This window comes from Pedobacter paludis (assembly GCF_003173575.1).
In the GTDB taxonomy this organism is placed as follows: domain Bacteria; phylum Bacteroidota; class Bacteroidia; order Sphingobacteriales; family Sphingobacteriaceae; genus Pedobacter; species Pedobacter paludis.
The window spans coordinates 662,521-676,913 of the sequence record NZ_QGNY01000001.1; the positions used below are offsets into that span (position 1 = coordinate 662,521).

A 14,393-nucleotide genomic window follows, 5' to 3' on the forward strand; every position below is an offset into this window, starting at 1 on the left:
AAGTTAGTCCATCAATTATTTAAATATAGAACTAAAAAATAAGTAAATTAAATACGTTAATTTGCATTTGGAGTTTTTTATATTTAACCCCAAAGCATTTACCCATACAACATCTTGACCAATATGTTTAAAGAGATAAAAAACAAGTACTTACGTTATTCGGCAATCGGTATTTTTTTTATAATAATTTTCTTCTCCGCACTTCAACTTAACTTTTTATGGCTTTTTGGGTACTCACCAAGCTATCGCGATATTAAAGCACCAACTTTAAGAGTTGGCTCTGAACTTTATACTTCTGATGGTAAATTGATTGGAAGATATTTTAAAGAGAACAGAACACCCGTTAATTATAATGAAATTTCGCCTAGTGTAATAAACGCTTTGGTTGCAACCGAGGATGTTCGTTTTTACAAACACTGGGGTATTGATGCTCAAGCGGTAGCCAGAGCGGTAGTTGGAATGGGTAAAGATGGAGGCGCAAGTACCATTACGCAACAATTGGCCAAAAATTTATATAGAACTCGGTATAATAAATCTTCGGGGTTGCTATCTAAAATTCCATTGGTTAGAAAGCTGATACCTAAATTAAAAGAATGGATGACGGCTGTTAAATTGGAATCCAACTATTCTAAAAACGATATCATCACCATGTATTTAAATACAGTTTCGTTTGGCAACAATACCTACGGAATTAAAACGGCAAGTCGTATTTATTTTGATAAGGAAACAAAGGATTTATCTGTTAACGAATCGGCAATGCTGGTTGGAATGTTAAAGGGAACATCGTTTTATAATCCAACAAAAAATCCAGACAGGGCTTTGGTTAGACGAAATACTGTATTGGGCCAAATGAATAAATACAAATATTTAAGCAAAGATAGTTTAGCCTTATTAAGTCAACAGCCAATTAAACTTAAGGAAGGAAAAATGGAAGATGGTAGTGATGGTGATTCTTATTTGCGTGCAGCCGTTGCAAAATACCTGGAAAAATGGTGTACCGATAATGGATACGATTTATACGAAGACGGACTGAAAATTTACACCACAATAGATTCTAAGCTTCAAAATTATGCTGAAGAGGCTGTTGCTGAGCAAATGAAGACTTTGCAAAGAAGGTTTTATAGCGTTTGGGGAAATGAAGATCCATGGTACGATTCCGAAAAGCAAAAAGTAGATTATCCTGATCGAGCAATGAAAAACTTGCCGATTTATAGTCTTTTGCAGAAAAAATTCCCAAACAATCCAGATTCTGTTTTGGCCTACTTCAATAAAAAGAAACGGATGCAGATTTTCACTTACAAAGGTGATCGCGATACATTGTTTTCAACTTTAGATTCCATTCGTTATTATGGCAAAATTCTAAATACCGGAATGATGACTATGGAACCCTCTACGGGAAAAATCAAAGTTTGGGTTGGTGGTATCGATCATAAATTCTTTAAATACGATCACGTTAACCAATCAAAACGTCAAGCTGGTTCTACTTTTAAGCCATTTGCGTATTTAACCGCTTTGGAACAAGGAATGAACCCATGCGATAAATTTACAGATAAACCTGTTAAAATTGCTTATCAAGATAAGGGTGAAACCAAATATTGGGAACCTAAAAATGCCGATTATAGTGTCTCTTATCGTGAAATGAGTCTTCGTTGGGCAATGGCAAAATCAGTTAATACCATTACGGCACAGGTTACTGAAAAAGTTGGCTGGGATAATGTTGTAAAGTATGCCCACGAATGTGGAATTGATAGTCATTTAGAATCTGTTCCTTCTGTAAGCTTAGGCTCAAACGATGTTACCGTTTATGAAATGGTTAAGGCTTATAGCACTTTCATGAATAAAGGTGTAAAAACCGACCCAATTTTAGTAGAGAAAATTACTGATTTGGATGGCAATTTAATCGACGAATTTAAGCCGAAAACAAAAAGAGTTTTAACAGAAGAAATTGCTTGGTTAATGACGTACATGTTCCGTGGGGGCATGGAAGAACCTGGAGGAACATCTCAGGCGTTATGGGAATGGCCAAACTTATTTAAAAAGAACAATCAAATTGGTGGTAAAACAGGTACATCTTCTGATTATGTAGATGCCTGGTATATGGGTTTAACAAAAGATTTGGTAACGGGTGTTTGGGTAGGTTGCGATGAAAGAACAGCGCATTTTAAAAACGGCGAACAAGGCGAAGGCTCTAGAACAGCATTGCCAATATTTGCTAAGTTTATGGAAAAGGTTTATTTAGATCCATCAACAGGTTATACCTACGGTCCTTTCCCTAAATCTACGGTTCCAATTACTAGAATTATAAATTGCCCAAGTCCACAAATTGTAGCCGATACAAGTTCTACTGATAGTGTACTTGTCGATTCAACAGAATTTACGGTACCAGAAGATCCTGCCAACACCACACCTGCTGCAACTGTACAACCTGAGGTTAAAAAGGAAGAAACTAAAACAGAGCCTGTCCAAAATCAGCCGGCTACAACTGTTCCGCTTACTAAAAAAGAAGAACGTGAGTTGAAAAGAAAACAGCGACAAGAAGAAAGAGAGAAGAAAAAAGTAGATAACTAATTCTCCAAAAAGCATACAATTTCCTTAAAATCATGTTATAAATACTCGATTTTAAGGAAATTCCTCTTTAAAAAATGTTAAAATTTAAATAGTAGTTTAAACAATTGCTATTTTTATTTTCAGAATCCTATACTACCGTATTTCCGTACATGATTATACATTTTACTAAAACCAAACATATGAAAATAGGCTTTACTTTAATGAAACGATACATCCCGATTTTGCTCTTGCTTATTCTTTCTTTCTCTGTTAAAGCACAGTATTTCGGACAAAACAAAGTGAGGTATAAAAAGCTTGATTTCAAAGTTTTACAAACGCCCCACTTTGAAATTTACTATTATATTAAAAATGAAAATTTATTAAAAAGATTTTCTCAGGATGCCGAAACTTGGTATAAAATGCACCAAGAGGTTTTTAGAGATACCTTCTTAAAAAAGAATCCAATTATTCTTTACAATAATCATCCAGATTTCCAACAAACCACAGCACTTCAGGGCGAAATTGGTATCGGTACTGGCGGTGTAACTGAAGCGCTTAAAAACAGGGTTATCATGCCTGTTATGGAGCTTAATAGTCAAACCAGACACGTTTTGGGTCATGAACTGGTACACGCATTTCAATACCATCTTTTACTCGAAAAGGATTCAATCAGTTTAGAAAATGTTGGCAATACGCCTCTTTGGATGGTAGAAGGTATGGCAGAATACCTATCAATCGGTAAAAAAGATGCTTTTACTTCAATGTGGATGCGCGATGCCATGCTGAATCGGGATATTCCCTCTTTGAAGGATTTAACCAATTCAAACAAATATTTCCCTTATCGCTACGGACAAGCCTTTTGGACTTACATTGGTTCTCAATATGGCGATACTACAATTGTGCCTTTATTTAAAAATACGGCCAAATATGGATATGAAAATGCAATAAGATATACCTTCGGATATGATGATAAAACGTTATCAGGCTTGTGGAAAAATGCGATAGATGAACATTATAAACCAATGCTCAAAGCCGATAGTTCTCAGATTAAAATTACCGGAACAAAAATTATCGATAATAAGAATGCAGGAAATATGAACGTTGCCCCTGCCCTTAGTCCTGATGGCAAATATCTGGCTTTCATGTCTGAAAAGGATTTATTCGGAATCGACCTGTTTTTGGCTGATGCTAAAACGGGAAGAATTATCAGAAAACTGAGCAGTCAGATTTCCAATGGCCATATTGATGATTTTAATTTTATAGAATCTGCAGGTGCATGGTCGCCAGATAGCAAGCAATTTGCATTCAGTATTTTTAGTCACGGTAAAAATCAGATGATGATAATTGATGTTGCCAATGGTAGCACAGTTTCGCAAACAGCTATGCAACAAGTACAGCAGTTTGGAAATTTAACCTGGGCACCTAATGGAAAAGATGTAGCTTTTTCTGGAATGGTTGAGGGTCAGAGTGATATTTTCTCGTATAATCTAGATACTAAAACCATTACCCAAATTACAAATGATGTGTATTCTGATTATGCACCAAGTTATTCTCCTGATGGAAAAAAATTAGTTTTCTCATCGGATAGAGCTGCCATTCAGGGGAAAAATGTAAATGCGGTTAATCCGATCAATTTGGCTGTTTATGATATCGCTACAAAATCAGTAAGCAATTTAGATGTATTTCCGGGGGCGAATAATTTAAATGCACAGTTCTCTTCAAATAGTCAGAATATTTATTTCTTATCAAATAGAGATGGATTTAGAAATTTATACAAATACAACTTTGCAGATAATACTGTTGATCAATTAACCGACTATTTTACCGGGATTAGTGGGATTACGGAATTTTCTCCTGCAATTTCTGTATCTACCACGGATGATATTGTTTATAGTTATTATCGCTATCAGCGCTATACTTTGTATAATGCAAAATTAAGCAGCTTTAAAGCAAAGCGTGTTGGAAATCGAGAAGAGAATTTCGATGCAGCCATTCTTCCACCTATGGAAAATGTTGGTGTAAACATCATCAATTCGAATTTGAATAATTACGATCGTTTTGAGAAAGTAGTTGCCGATTCTTTAAGAACAGTTCCTTACACACCAAAATTCAGATTGGATTATTTGGCAAATAGTGGTGTTGGTGTATCCAGTAGCCGATTTGGGACTGGTGTTTCTGGTGGAATTGTTGGCATGTTCAGCGATATTTTAGGAACCAACCAGATTATTGCAAATTTATCAGTCAATGGAGAAATTTATGATTTTGGTGGTTTAGTAGGTTATATTAACCAAAAAAGTAGAATTAATTGGGGAGCTGCAGTTTCTCATATCCCCTACGTTTCGGGATTTAGCTCTTATGGTTTTGAACAATTGCCAACCTCAAACAACCAGACAACAGATGCCATAAACTATAGAACAGATATTATCAGAACTTTTGAAGATCAGGTTCAGGTTTTTGGAGCCTATCCTTTTAGTAAGATACACCGATTTGAATTGGGTGGGGCGTTCTCTCATTACAGCTATAGAATTGATCGTTACAGTAATTATTATAGTCCTGATGGCTATTACTTAGGTTCTGATCGAAGTAAAATTTCAAATGATCAGGCATCTTTAGATTATGGAGTTCCTTTTAACTCTTTTACACTTTATCAATTAAATGCTGGCTTTGTGGGCGATAATTCAATATTTGGATTAACCGGCCCGTTAGACGGTTTTAGATACCGTGTAAGTGGAGAAAAATATTTCGGAACTTATAACTTCGCAGGTGTTACTGCCGATTTAAGAAAATACTGGAGATTAAAACCTGTTACCATTGCCGCAAGATCTTACAATACACTTCGAATTGGTAAAGATGCAGATCGTCTTTATCCAATGTATGTAGGCTATCCTTACTTAATTAGAGGCTATGAATCCAATTCGATTTATAAAACAACCTCACAAAGATCAGATCAGTCCTTTGATATAAACCAATTAAGCGGAAGTAAAATAGCGGTATTCAACTTCGAATTGCGCTTACCATTTACCGGTCCGAAGAAATTAGCAGCAATTCCATCTAAATTTTTATTTACGGATTTAAACCTATTTTTTGATGCAGGTTTAGCTTGGACGAATGATACAAAGGTTGCTTTTAAAAGCGAACCAACCTATACAGATGTACCAGTTAAAGACGAAAATGGAGTTGTAATTGGTTCATATCAAACTACAAACGAACGTGTGCCAGCCATGAGTGTCGGAATTTCACTGCGGGTAAATGTTTTTGGTTATTTTGTTTTAGAGCCATATTATGCAATTCCTTTTCAGCGTAAGGATGTTAAGGCAGGTGTATTCGGTTTAACTTTTGCACCGGGTTGGTAAAATACTTTAATATAGAATTAGGTATTAAATACCCAGTTATTGTTAAAATGATAAAAAAATGTTTCTATTTTTGGAAACATTTTTTTTATCTTTGTTAAAAGTAGATGCAATATTTTCAGACTAGATTTTTAGAAGAAGCCGATAAGTTTATCGCTGAACTTGATATAAAATCTGCAAGAAAAGTACTCTACAATATCGATCTGGCCGAACAAACAAATGACCCAAAACTTTTCAAGAAATTACAAAACGACATTTGGGAGTTTCGGACAAAGTATGCAGGACTTCAAATTCGACTTCTTGCGTTTTGGGATAAAACAGATGGTAAGGAAACGTTGGTTCTTGCCACTCATGGTTTCATCAAAAAAGTGGACAAGGTTCCCAAGAATGAAATTGAACGTGCAGTAAAAATTAGGGTAAAGTATTTTGAAAATAAGTTAAAAGGTAAACGATGAAAGCGACAGAAATTAAATCATATTCACTTGCCGAAATGAAAGATAAATATATCGGACAAGTTGGTACGGCAGAAAGAGACAACTATGAATATGAACTGCGTATGGATGTTTTGGGACGAATGATAAAAACAGCACGACAAGAACGTAATTTGACACAAGAGCAGTTAGGACAACTTATTGGTGTTCAAAAATCTCAAATTTCGAAATTGGAAAGCGGCACAAATAGTGCGACAATTGATACTATTCTGAAAGTTTTTAAAGCGTTAAAGGCAGATATACATTTTAACGTAACACTTGAAAACCAATATGTTCAACTCGTGTAAGAAAGTGAACATAATTATAAAATTCAAGACTAAAAAAGCGATCAAAACTAATTTGATCGCTTTTTTAGTGTGAGAGCATTTGTTATTCCTATTAACTAAGATAAACTCGTAAAAGCAAGTTTAACCTGATTCGTCATATTTCTATGCAAAAGGATATTTTCAAAATCTAAACCGATCGTTAAATCAATCCAGTCAGGGTTACAAGATCTTACCAGGCGTTCTTTCTGCATTCTGGTAAAACGACTAATTACTTTAAAACGACCTAAAGCTTGTGCTTCTGTTTTAAATTCCTCAAAATAAACCAAGCGGGTTAATTGTTTTCCATTATCGAAAAATAAGTTTGGCATCTGCTTGTAAAAATCCAATGTCTTAATCAAATCAGAACTCATACCTACGTGCATAGTTGTGCGATTTCTGTCAGTAACGATGTAAACAAACTTTTTCATAATAACGTGTTTAAAAATTAAAACTAAACTATTTAGTATACCCTCTTGCAAATCAAAATAATATTACTAACTTTATGAGCATAAAATTACTAACTATTTTAGTAATTCCAAATTTATTTTAAAATTTATTTTTATGTCAAATATTTCAAATAATTTAAAGTACCTCAGGAAGAAAAAAGGCCATACACAGCAAAATTTCGCTGATATTATGGAAATCAAGAGATCGCTAATCGGCGCTTATGAAGAAGACCGAGCTGAACCGAAATATGATTTACTAAAAAAAATAGCTGAATATTTCGACTTAACCATCGATGAATTCATAAACGAAAAGATTTCGGATAGCTGGAAACCCAAACCGAAAAGCACAGGTTCTAACTTAAGAGTACTCAGTATATCTGTTGATCAAAACGACAGAGAGAACATTGAACTCGTTCCGGTTAAGGCAAGCGCTGGTTATTTAAATGGTTTTTCCGATCCACAATATATAAGTGATCTGCCCAAATTTCAATTGCCATTGGCAGCACTTCGTCAGGGTACTTTCCGTGCTTTCGAAATTATGGGCGATAGTATGTTGCCTGTTCAGCCTGGCAGTGTAATTATTGGAGAATATTTAGATAACTGGAACGAAGTAAAAACCGGTGAAACTTATATTGTAATTAGCAAAAATGAAGGTGTAGTTTATAAAAGAGCGGGTAATCGATTCAGGGAGAATAAAGATTTAAAATTAATATCCGACAATAAAGTATACGACGCCTATACAATTGCGGCTGATGACATTTTAGAAATTTGGAGAGCTAAAGCCTACATTTCTACATCGTTACCAGAACCAGCTCCAGATCCAACAATGGAAACATTAACACAAATGATGGCCCAAATGCAGAAATCTATTTCTCAACTCAATAAGAATTAACATCTTTTAACAGTAACCGATTAAACCGTTTGCCTTTTTTCACATCTATCTATTACAAACACATAAAAAGATATAAACATGAAAAAAGCAATTTTAACAATAGCAATCGCGGTAATGGGTTTTACTGCTGTATTTGCTCAAGACACAACCAGAAAGGCAAGAAGAGAAATGCCTAAATTAACAGCAGAGCAGAGAGCTGAAAAAGCTACTGCCGGCATGGAAAAGAGATTAGGTTTAACCGCTGATCAAAAAACTAAGGTTTATCAGATTGAGTTAGATAGAGCAAAAAAAATGGATGCCATGAGAACCGGAAATCCGGCGGATATGAAAGCTAAAAGAGGCGAAATGAAAGCTTCTATGGATAAAACCAAAGCCGATTTGGACAACATTTTAACGCCTGAGCAAAAAACAAAAATGGAAGCATTAAGAAGCGAGGCCAAAGAGAAAATGAAAGATAGAAAACCAGGTATGGGAAGAGGCAAAAAAGATAAAGAACCTGTAGTATCTAATCCGCCAACTCAGGGATAATTTTAAAATTGGCTTGATAAATTTTAAAATAGTACAATTTTTTCGAAAGCGTTCCGATAAACGGAACGCTTTCTTTATTTTTGGCCAATGAGTAATATCGAGCAATTTCTTAATTTAAAATTAAAAGAAAGAGAAGATAATCTTTCCATAAGAAATTTATCGAGCAACTTCCCGCCCATTGATTTTTGTTCGAACGATTATCTGGGCTTTGCAAAATCAGAAAAGTTAACAAACTTAATTTCCGAAACTCTTTCTAACCTCCCCAATTATAAAAATGGTTCGGGTGGATCGAGATTGTTGAGTGGTAATTCTGCCTACATTGAAGAAACTGAACAATTTATCGCAGATTTTCATCAGGCCGAATGTGGGCTAATATTTAACTCTGGTTACGATGCAAACCTGGGCTTGCTTTCTAGTATCCCACAACGTGGCGATACGATAATTACCGATGAGTTAATTCATGCAAGCATTATTGATGGTTGCAGGTTAAGCCATGCTACCCGTTATAAATTTGACCATAACAATATGATTGAGCTGGAAGCAAAACTTAAAATTGCCAAAGGAAATACTTTTGTGGTGGTCGAAAGTGTATATTCTATGGATGGAGATTTAGCTCCACTATCGGAAATAGCATTACTCTGCGAAAAATATAATGCCAACCTAATTGTTGATGAAGCGCACGCTACCGGAATTTTTGGCGATTTAGGAAAGGGTTTAGTTAACGAATATAACCTTCAAAATAAAGTTTTTGCCAAAATTGTAACCTTTGGAAAGGCAATTGGCGTACACGGCGCAATTGTACTGGGAAGTAAAAGTCTACGCCATTTCTTAATCAACTTCGCCAGATCATTTATTTACACAACAGCTGCCCCCGTTCATAATATTGTAGCGGTTAGAGTAGCGTACCAACAGCTTGCAAAATCAGAACATAAAAAAATCCATAAAAAGATTGAGCTTTTCAGAAAACTGATTGAGGAGAATGAAATCCAATCTTTAAATAGTTTAAGCACCATCCAAGGAATAATATTTTCTACTAATGAAGCAACTAAAAATGCTTCAAGGATATTGCAGGATAAAGGATTTGATGTTCGTGCGATATTAAGCCCAACGGTGGCAGTTGGAAAGGAAAGACTTAGAATTTGTCTTCATACATTTAATACCGATGAGGAAATAACTTTATTGGTTAATCATTTAAAAGAAATCCAGCTAAATGGCTAAATATTTTATTACCGGGATAGGAACAGGAATTGGCAAAACTTTAATCAGCGCAATTTTAACAGAAAAACTTAAGGCAGATTATTGGAAACCTATTCAATCTGGAGATTTGGAAACAAGCGATAGCAAAACAATTGCCAGCTTAATTAGTAATGAGAAAACTATAATCCATCAGGAAAGCTATCGATTGACACAACCCCTGTCTCCACATTTATCCGCGAAATTAGATGGCATAACCATCGATCTGAATCAAATTGTTATTCCAGAAACAGAGAACAACCTTATTATTGAGGGTGCTGGTGGTTTGATGGTGCCCTTAAATGAAAATGAACTGATGGTTGATTTAATTCAAAAATTAGATGCTGAAGTGATTTTGGTTTCTCAGAATTATCTGGGAAGCATTAACCATACACTCTTATCAATCAACTTATTAAATCAGCACAACATTAAGATTAAGGGAATAATTTTTAATGGCGATGAAAACTTAGAAACTGAAAGATTTATTTTGAAATACGCCAAAATAGAAAAGCTAGGATACGTTCCTAGCTTGGTAAAAATTGATAAACAACAAGTTCTTTTGGCTGGGGAAGATATATTACTTTAGATAATTACCTTTTTTTAGCAATTCTGCCCAAACTTTATATCCTTCTGGAATAAGGTGCAAACCATCTTTTGTAAGTTCGGCTCTTAAATGCTGATCCTTATCTGTAAAGTTTGGATATAAATCGATGATGGTTACATTTTTTGCCGAAAGCTTTCTAATTTCATCATTTAGCCAAAGAATGTGCTCATCTTTTCCGTAATGGTTTTTAAATTTTTCAAAAGCACTGTTAACGGGTAAAAGCGTGTTAAAATAGATTTTGGTTTTCTTGGAGCCCTTTCTAATTCTGGTAATCATTTTTTTATAGTTGCTTAGGATTACACTATCGGGAATATTTCTTGAAATATCATTTATACCGATTAGGATAAATATTTTCGAAGGCTTTCCATCAATCACATCCTGAAGACGCTCCAAAACACCAAAACTAATATCACCAGAGATCCCTCTATTTTTAGCTTGAGGCAAGTCCAACAACTTTGCCCAATCTGTTCCAGCCGTAATGCTGTTTCCTAGAAAGATAATATCGGTTTTGGATTTTGGCTCTGCTTTAAAGTCAGCAACTTTTTTAGGAAATATTGCCGGTCTGTAAGTACTATCCCACTTTGCGGTTTGTGCTTGTACCGAATTAAAATTAATCGCAATTACTAAACCCAATAAAATGAATGTTTTATAAAAAAATGTTCTCATAGCTTTTATTAATTTAATGTTCTATTTCGTTTGGACCAATACATCAGGATAATCAGAAATGATTCCATCCACATTCAAATCTTTAAGTCTTTTGATTTCTTCCGCCGTATTTGCAGTCCATGGAATGATTTTAACACCATCTTCATGCGCTTTTTTGACCAATTCCGTATTTACCATTTGAGATACTGGGCTTAAAATAAATGGTTTAAAACCTAAATCTGCAATGTTTTCTTCGTAAGTTTTTTTATTGGCAACCAAAAACGAGGTTCTTACTTTAGGATATTTCTTATTGATGATCTGGATGGTTCTCTTATCAAAGGATTGGATAACTACATAATCTAAAATCTTTTTCTTTTTAAGTACGTCCATTAATAAGCTAACAAAGGTTTCGGGATCCGGGTTTGTAACGCCATCGCCTTTTACATCACATTTTGTTTCAATATTATAGAAATAAGGTTTTCTTTTATTCGTCTTGATATCCTTTTGCACAGCATCAATTAAATCTTCCAACAAAGGAATTTGAGTTTTAATTTTCTGCTGTCTAGGAAAACCGGCTAATTCCTTTGAACCCAAATCAAATTGTTTTAATTCTGAATAATTCATTCCAAAAATAGGATACTTCTTTGCGTCAGTAACTGGAATATCCTGCCCGTCAGGTGTACGCATAAAGCCAGGGCTTAAATAATCATCGTGTGTAACCACAACCTTTCCATCTTTGGTAATGTGGGTATCCATTTCCAAAGTTGTAATGCCCTCAATTTTCATTGCATTTAACATGGCAAGGATTGTGTTTTCTGGCATCAAACCTCTTCCACCGCGATGTGCTTCTGCGCTAAAAGCAGGAAATTGTGCCTGACTAAAAGATCTCGCTGAATACAAACTGGCTACAAGTAATACAAAAACGGTTGCTCTTAATTTCATAATTTTAGATTTGATTTGGCTGATTTAGTTTTGAAATAGGTTTGGATAATCGGTCATAATTCCATCGATTTTTAAAGCTCTTAATTTTTCAATTTCCTCTTTTGTATTAACGGTAGCCGTTAAAACTTTTACACCGTCTGCATGAGCTTTTTTAATAATATCTGGATTAAAGCCTTTATACGACGATCCAATAATAAAGGGCTTAAAACCTAAGTCTGCAATATGTTCTTCGTAAGTTTTATCGTTATTGGCCAAGTAGGAAATTTTAACTGAAGGGTATTTTTTATGTACAAATTGAAGCGCTCTTTTATCAAAAGATTGTATAACGGTAAAGGGCAAAATTCCCTTTTTCTGTATGACTGAAAGTAATAATTCGGCAAACTTTTCAGGTTTAGGATGAAAGATATCATCTCCTTTTTCAGATGATTTTATCTCAATGTCGTAAAAGCATTGTTTCCTTCCGGTACTTTTTATAGCATATTGAATGGAATCAATTAAATCTGCCAAACGAGGAATATAAGTTTTTACTTTTTGTTGTTGTGGAAATGCTCGGTAATGCTTTGATCCGATTATAAACTGTTTGAGGGATTTATAATCCATCTGATAGATCACATATTTCTTTGCTTCGGTTTTATCAATTTCAGATCCATCAGGCCTGAGCATAAATTCACTGCTTAAATAATCATCATGTGTTACCACAACTTCTCCATCTTTAGTAATGTGGGTATCCATTTCTAAAGTGCTTATATCGGTATTCTTTAAGGCTGAAAGCATTGCAGGAATGGTGTTTTCTGGCATTAATCCTCTCCCACCACGGTGTGCTTCTGCACTAAATGCAGGGTATTCCAGATTCCTTTTACGCTCGCTCTTATTAAGCGTTAAAGTAAAAAAAATCAGACTAACAATCCATCCTGTAAGTTTCATTTGCATTAGCCATTAAATTCTGCTTCGAATTTTTCTCCAAAACGATCTGTAGCTACAACCTTTACCTTCTTAACTGATGGAGCAAAATGTGCAACAAATAAATGTTCAGTTGAATGCGGTTCTGGAAAAGTTCTGCCCGCAGGCAAAGTATCACCTTTATAAAGCTTTACGGTTTCTGGATCGTAACCTTTCTGATTTTCCATCTCGCCCATTGCCTTTCCATCCAAGAAGTATTCTACTTTCCATTTTGGGTCCCAGTTCCAAACATTTGCAATTAGCCTTTTTTGGTTGGTTAATTCATCAACATAAATATGAACCTGCTCTTTTCTGCTTAAACCCGTTGGCTGATAATACCACTTTAATTCAGTTCCATTAACCTCGTAAACGCCGTAACCTCTAGGTGTTCCGTCTTCGCAAACTGGGCCTGTCCACCAAGCACCACAAACGGCGCCATGATTGTGCTCAAAAATACCATCCGTAATCACATTTCGATTGTAATGCGTATGGCCAGACATAATGTGAACATTGGTAAAACCTTTTAAAACGGCATATAAATCTTTGTTATTTTTTACCGAGTTGTGCACCGGAATATGAAGATTAACTATGATGAGCGCATCCTTGGCAACATATTTTAAATCTTTGGCCAACCAATCTAACTGGGCTTGAGTGATAAAACCATCATAAGTTCTTTCTACGCCCAAATAACGAACATCATCCATTACAACATAGTGTGCCCTACCTCTATTGAAGGAATAATAGGTTGGCCCATAATGCTCTCGGAAAGTTTTATCAGAGGTTTCATCGCCACCCATTCTATAATCCATATCATGGTTGCCTAAGCATTGAAAGAATGGAATGCCCATTTCAACTACAGCTTTATTATAATCTTCAAAAAGATCATGATTATCCCAAACGATATCACCTACGGTAATTCCGTGAACCGGAATTTTTCCCATCGAATTAATCACTTTTTTGGTATCGGGAACGGATGTTGCCATCATTTTTTCTACATCCTTTTTGTTCTTAACCTGCGGATCAGCCCAGATAATGAAGTTGTGTTTGTGGTCATCAACTTTCATAGCCTTTAGTTCAAAATTCAGCGTCGTTTTACTAGCCAACTGCTCGTAATGTTTCGCTAAGAAACTATCTGTAGTAAATTCATAACCAGATGGTGTACTAATCCAAATAAACTTAGCAAGCGCATTAACCTCAATTGTGTAATTGCCATTTTTATCCGTCTGAACCACATTAAAACCATCAGAAACTACAACATTGGCAATACCTTTTCCTTTGCTGGTTACCTGACCATTAATTTTGTTATCACTATCGAGCAGTGAGAATGCAGAGAAAGATTTTAAGCTAACAAATAAGGTTGTTGTTAGCAATCCTGTTTTTTGAATGAAGGATCTTCTATTCATGTATAGAAAAATATTAGGACGATTTTACTTTTAAAAAAATCAAGGAAGCCTTTACGACTTCCTTGATT

The 14,393-nt window shown here is 35.1% G+C and carries 13 protein-coding genes; 8 read left to right on the forward strand and 5 right to left on the reverse strand.

From position 1 onward, the window contains the following. Nucleotides 1–123 precede the first annotated feature (123 nt). The 4 genes from DF947_RS02830 (at nt 124) to DF947_RS02845 (ending at nt 6,675) form a co-directional block, all read left to right on the forward strand. A complete protein-coding gene (locus DF947_RS02830; protein WP_109928157.1) occupies nt 124–2,568 on the forward strand; it encodes a transglycosylase domain-containing protein in 2,445 nt (814 codons plus the stop codon). 179 nt (nt 2,569–2,747) lie between these two features. Then, nucleotides 2,748–5,900: a peptidase MA family metallohydrolase gene (locus DF947_RS02835; RefSeq protein ID WP_109928502.1), complete on the forward strand. Its 3,153-nt coding sequence runs from the start codon at nt 2,748–2,750 to the stop codon at nt 5,898–5,900. A gap of 104 nt (nt 5,901–6,004) precedes the next feature. Beyond that, nucleotides 6,005–6,352, forward strand: coding sequence for a type II toxin-antitoxin system RelE/ParE family toxin (locus DF947_RS02840; RefSeq protein WP_109928158.1), 348 nt, complete (start codon nt 6,005–6,007; stop codon nt 6,350–6,352). Continuing rightward, nucleotides 6,349–6,675, forward strand: a complete 327-nt coding sequence (locus DF947_RS02845; protein WP_109928159.1) for a helix-turn-helix domain-containing protein — start codon at nt 6,349–6,351, stop codon at nt 6,673–6,675. The genes DF947_RS02840 and DF947_RS02845 overlap by 4 nt, the downstream gene beginning before the upstream one ends. 95 nt (nt 6,676–6,770) lie before the next feature. On the opposite strand, the gene DF947_RS02850 is transcribed toward DF947_RS02845, so the two are convergent. After that, nucleotides 6,771–7,121 carry a GIY-YIG nuclease family protein gene (locus DF947_RS02850; RefSeq protein ID WP_109928160.1) on the reverse strand — a complete coding sequence of 117 codons (351 nt, stop codon included), beginning with the start codon at nt 7,119–7,121 and terminating at the stop codon, nt 6,771–6,773. A gap of 133 nt (nt 7,122–7,254) precedes the next feature. Here DF947_RS02850 and DF947_RS02855 point away from each other — a divergent pair, with 133 nt between their 5' ends. From DF947_RS02855 to bioD, 4 genes are all read left to right on the forward strand, one after another. After that, nucleotides 7,255–8,031 carry an XRE family transcriptional regulator gene (locus tag DF947_RS02855; protein WP_109928161.1) on the forward strand — a complete coding sequence of 259 codons (777 nt, stop codon included), beginning with the start codon at nt 7,255–7,257 and terminating at the stop codon, nt 8,029–8,031. Nucleotides 8,032–8,109: 78 nt separating this feature from the next. Next, complete coding sequence (locus DF947_RS02860) at nt 8,110–8,559, forward strand: hypothetical protein (protein WP_109928162.1); 450 nt, start codon at nt 8,110–8,112, stop codon at nt 8,557–8,559. An 87-nt stretch (nt 8,560–8,646) separates the two neighbouring features. Next, complete coding sequence (locus DF947_RS02865) at nt 8,647–9,777, forward strand: aminotransferase class I/II-fold pyridoxal phosphate-dependent enzyme (RefSeq protein ID WP_109928163.1); 1,131 nt, start codon at nt 8,647–8,649, stop codon at nt 9,775–9,777. Beyond that, the gene (gene bioD / locus DF947_RS02870) at nt 9,770–10,378 is read left to right on the forward strand and encodes a dethiobiotin synthase (protein WP_109928164.1); all 609 of its coding nucleotides are present in this window, start codon (nt 9,770–9,772) and stop codon (nt 10,376–10,378) included. The genes DF947_RS02865 and bioD overlap by 8 nt, the downstream gene beginning before the upstream one ends. On the opposite strand, the gene DF947_RS02875 is transcribed toward bioD, so the two are convergent. The 4 genes from DF947_RS02875 to DF947_RS02890 are packed head-to-tail and all read right to left on the reverse strand — an operon-like array spanning nt 10,370 to nt 14,325. Next, a complete protein-coding gene (locus DF947_RS02875; RefSeq protein ID WP_109928165.1) occupies nt 10,370–11,062 on the reverse strand; it encodes a GDSL-type esterase/lipase family protein in 693 nt (230 codons plus the stop codon). The two genes, bioD and DF947_RS02875, sit on opposite strands and share 9 nt — an antisense overlap. 21 nt (nt 11,063–11,083) lie before the next feature. Beyond that, nucleotides 11,084–11,983, reverse strand: coding sequence for a glycerophosphodiester phosphodiesterase family protein (locus DF947_RS02880; protein WP_109928166.1), 900 nt, complete (start codon nt 11,981–11,983; stop codon nt 11,084–11,086). Between the two features lie 24 nt (nt 11,984–12,007). Next, the gene (locus DF947_RS02885) at nt 12,008–12,907 is read right to left on the reverse strand and encodes a glycerophosphodiester phosphodiesterase family protein (RefSeq protein WP_109928503.1); all 900 of its coding nucleotides are present in this window, start codon (nt 12,905–12,907) and stop codon (nt 12,008–12,010) included. A gap of 5 nt (nt 12,908–12,912) precedes the next feature. Continuing rightward, on the reverse strand, nt 12,913–14,325 hold the full coding sequence (locus tag DF947_RS02890; protein WP_109928167.1) for a calcineurin-like phosphoesterase C-terminal domain-containing protein: 1,413 nt from the start codon (nt 14,323–14,325) through the stop codon (nt 12,913–12,915). Nucleotides 14,326–14,393 lie beyond the last annotated feature (68 nt).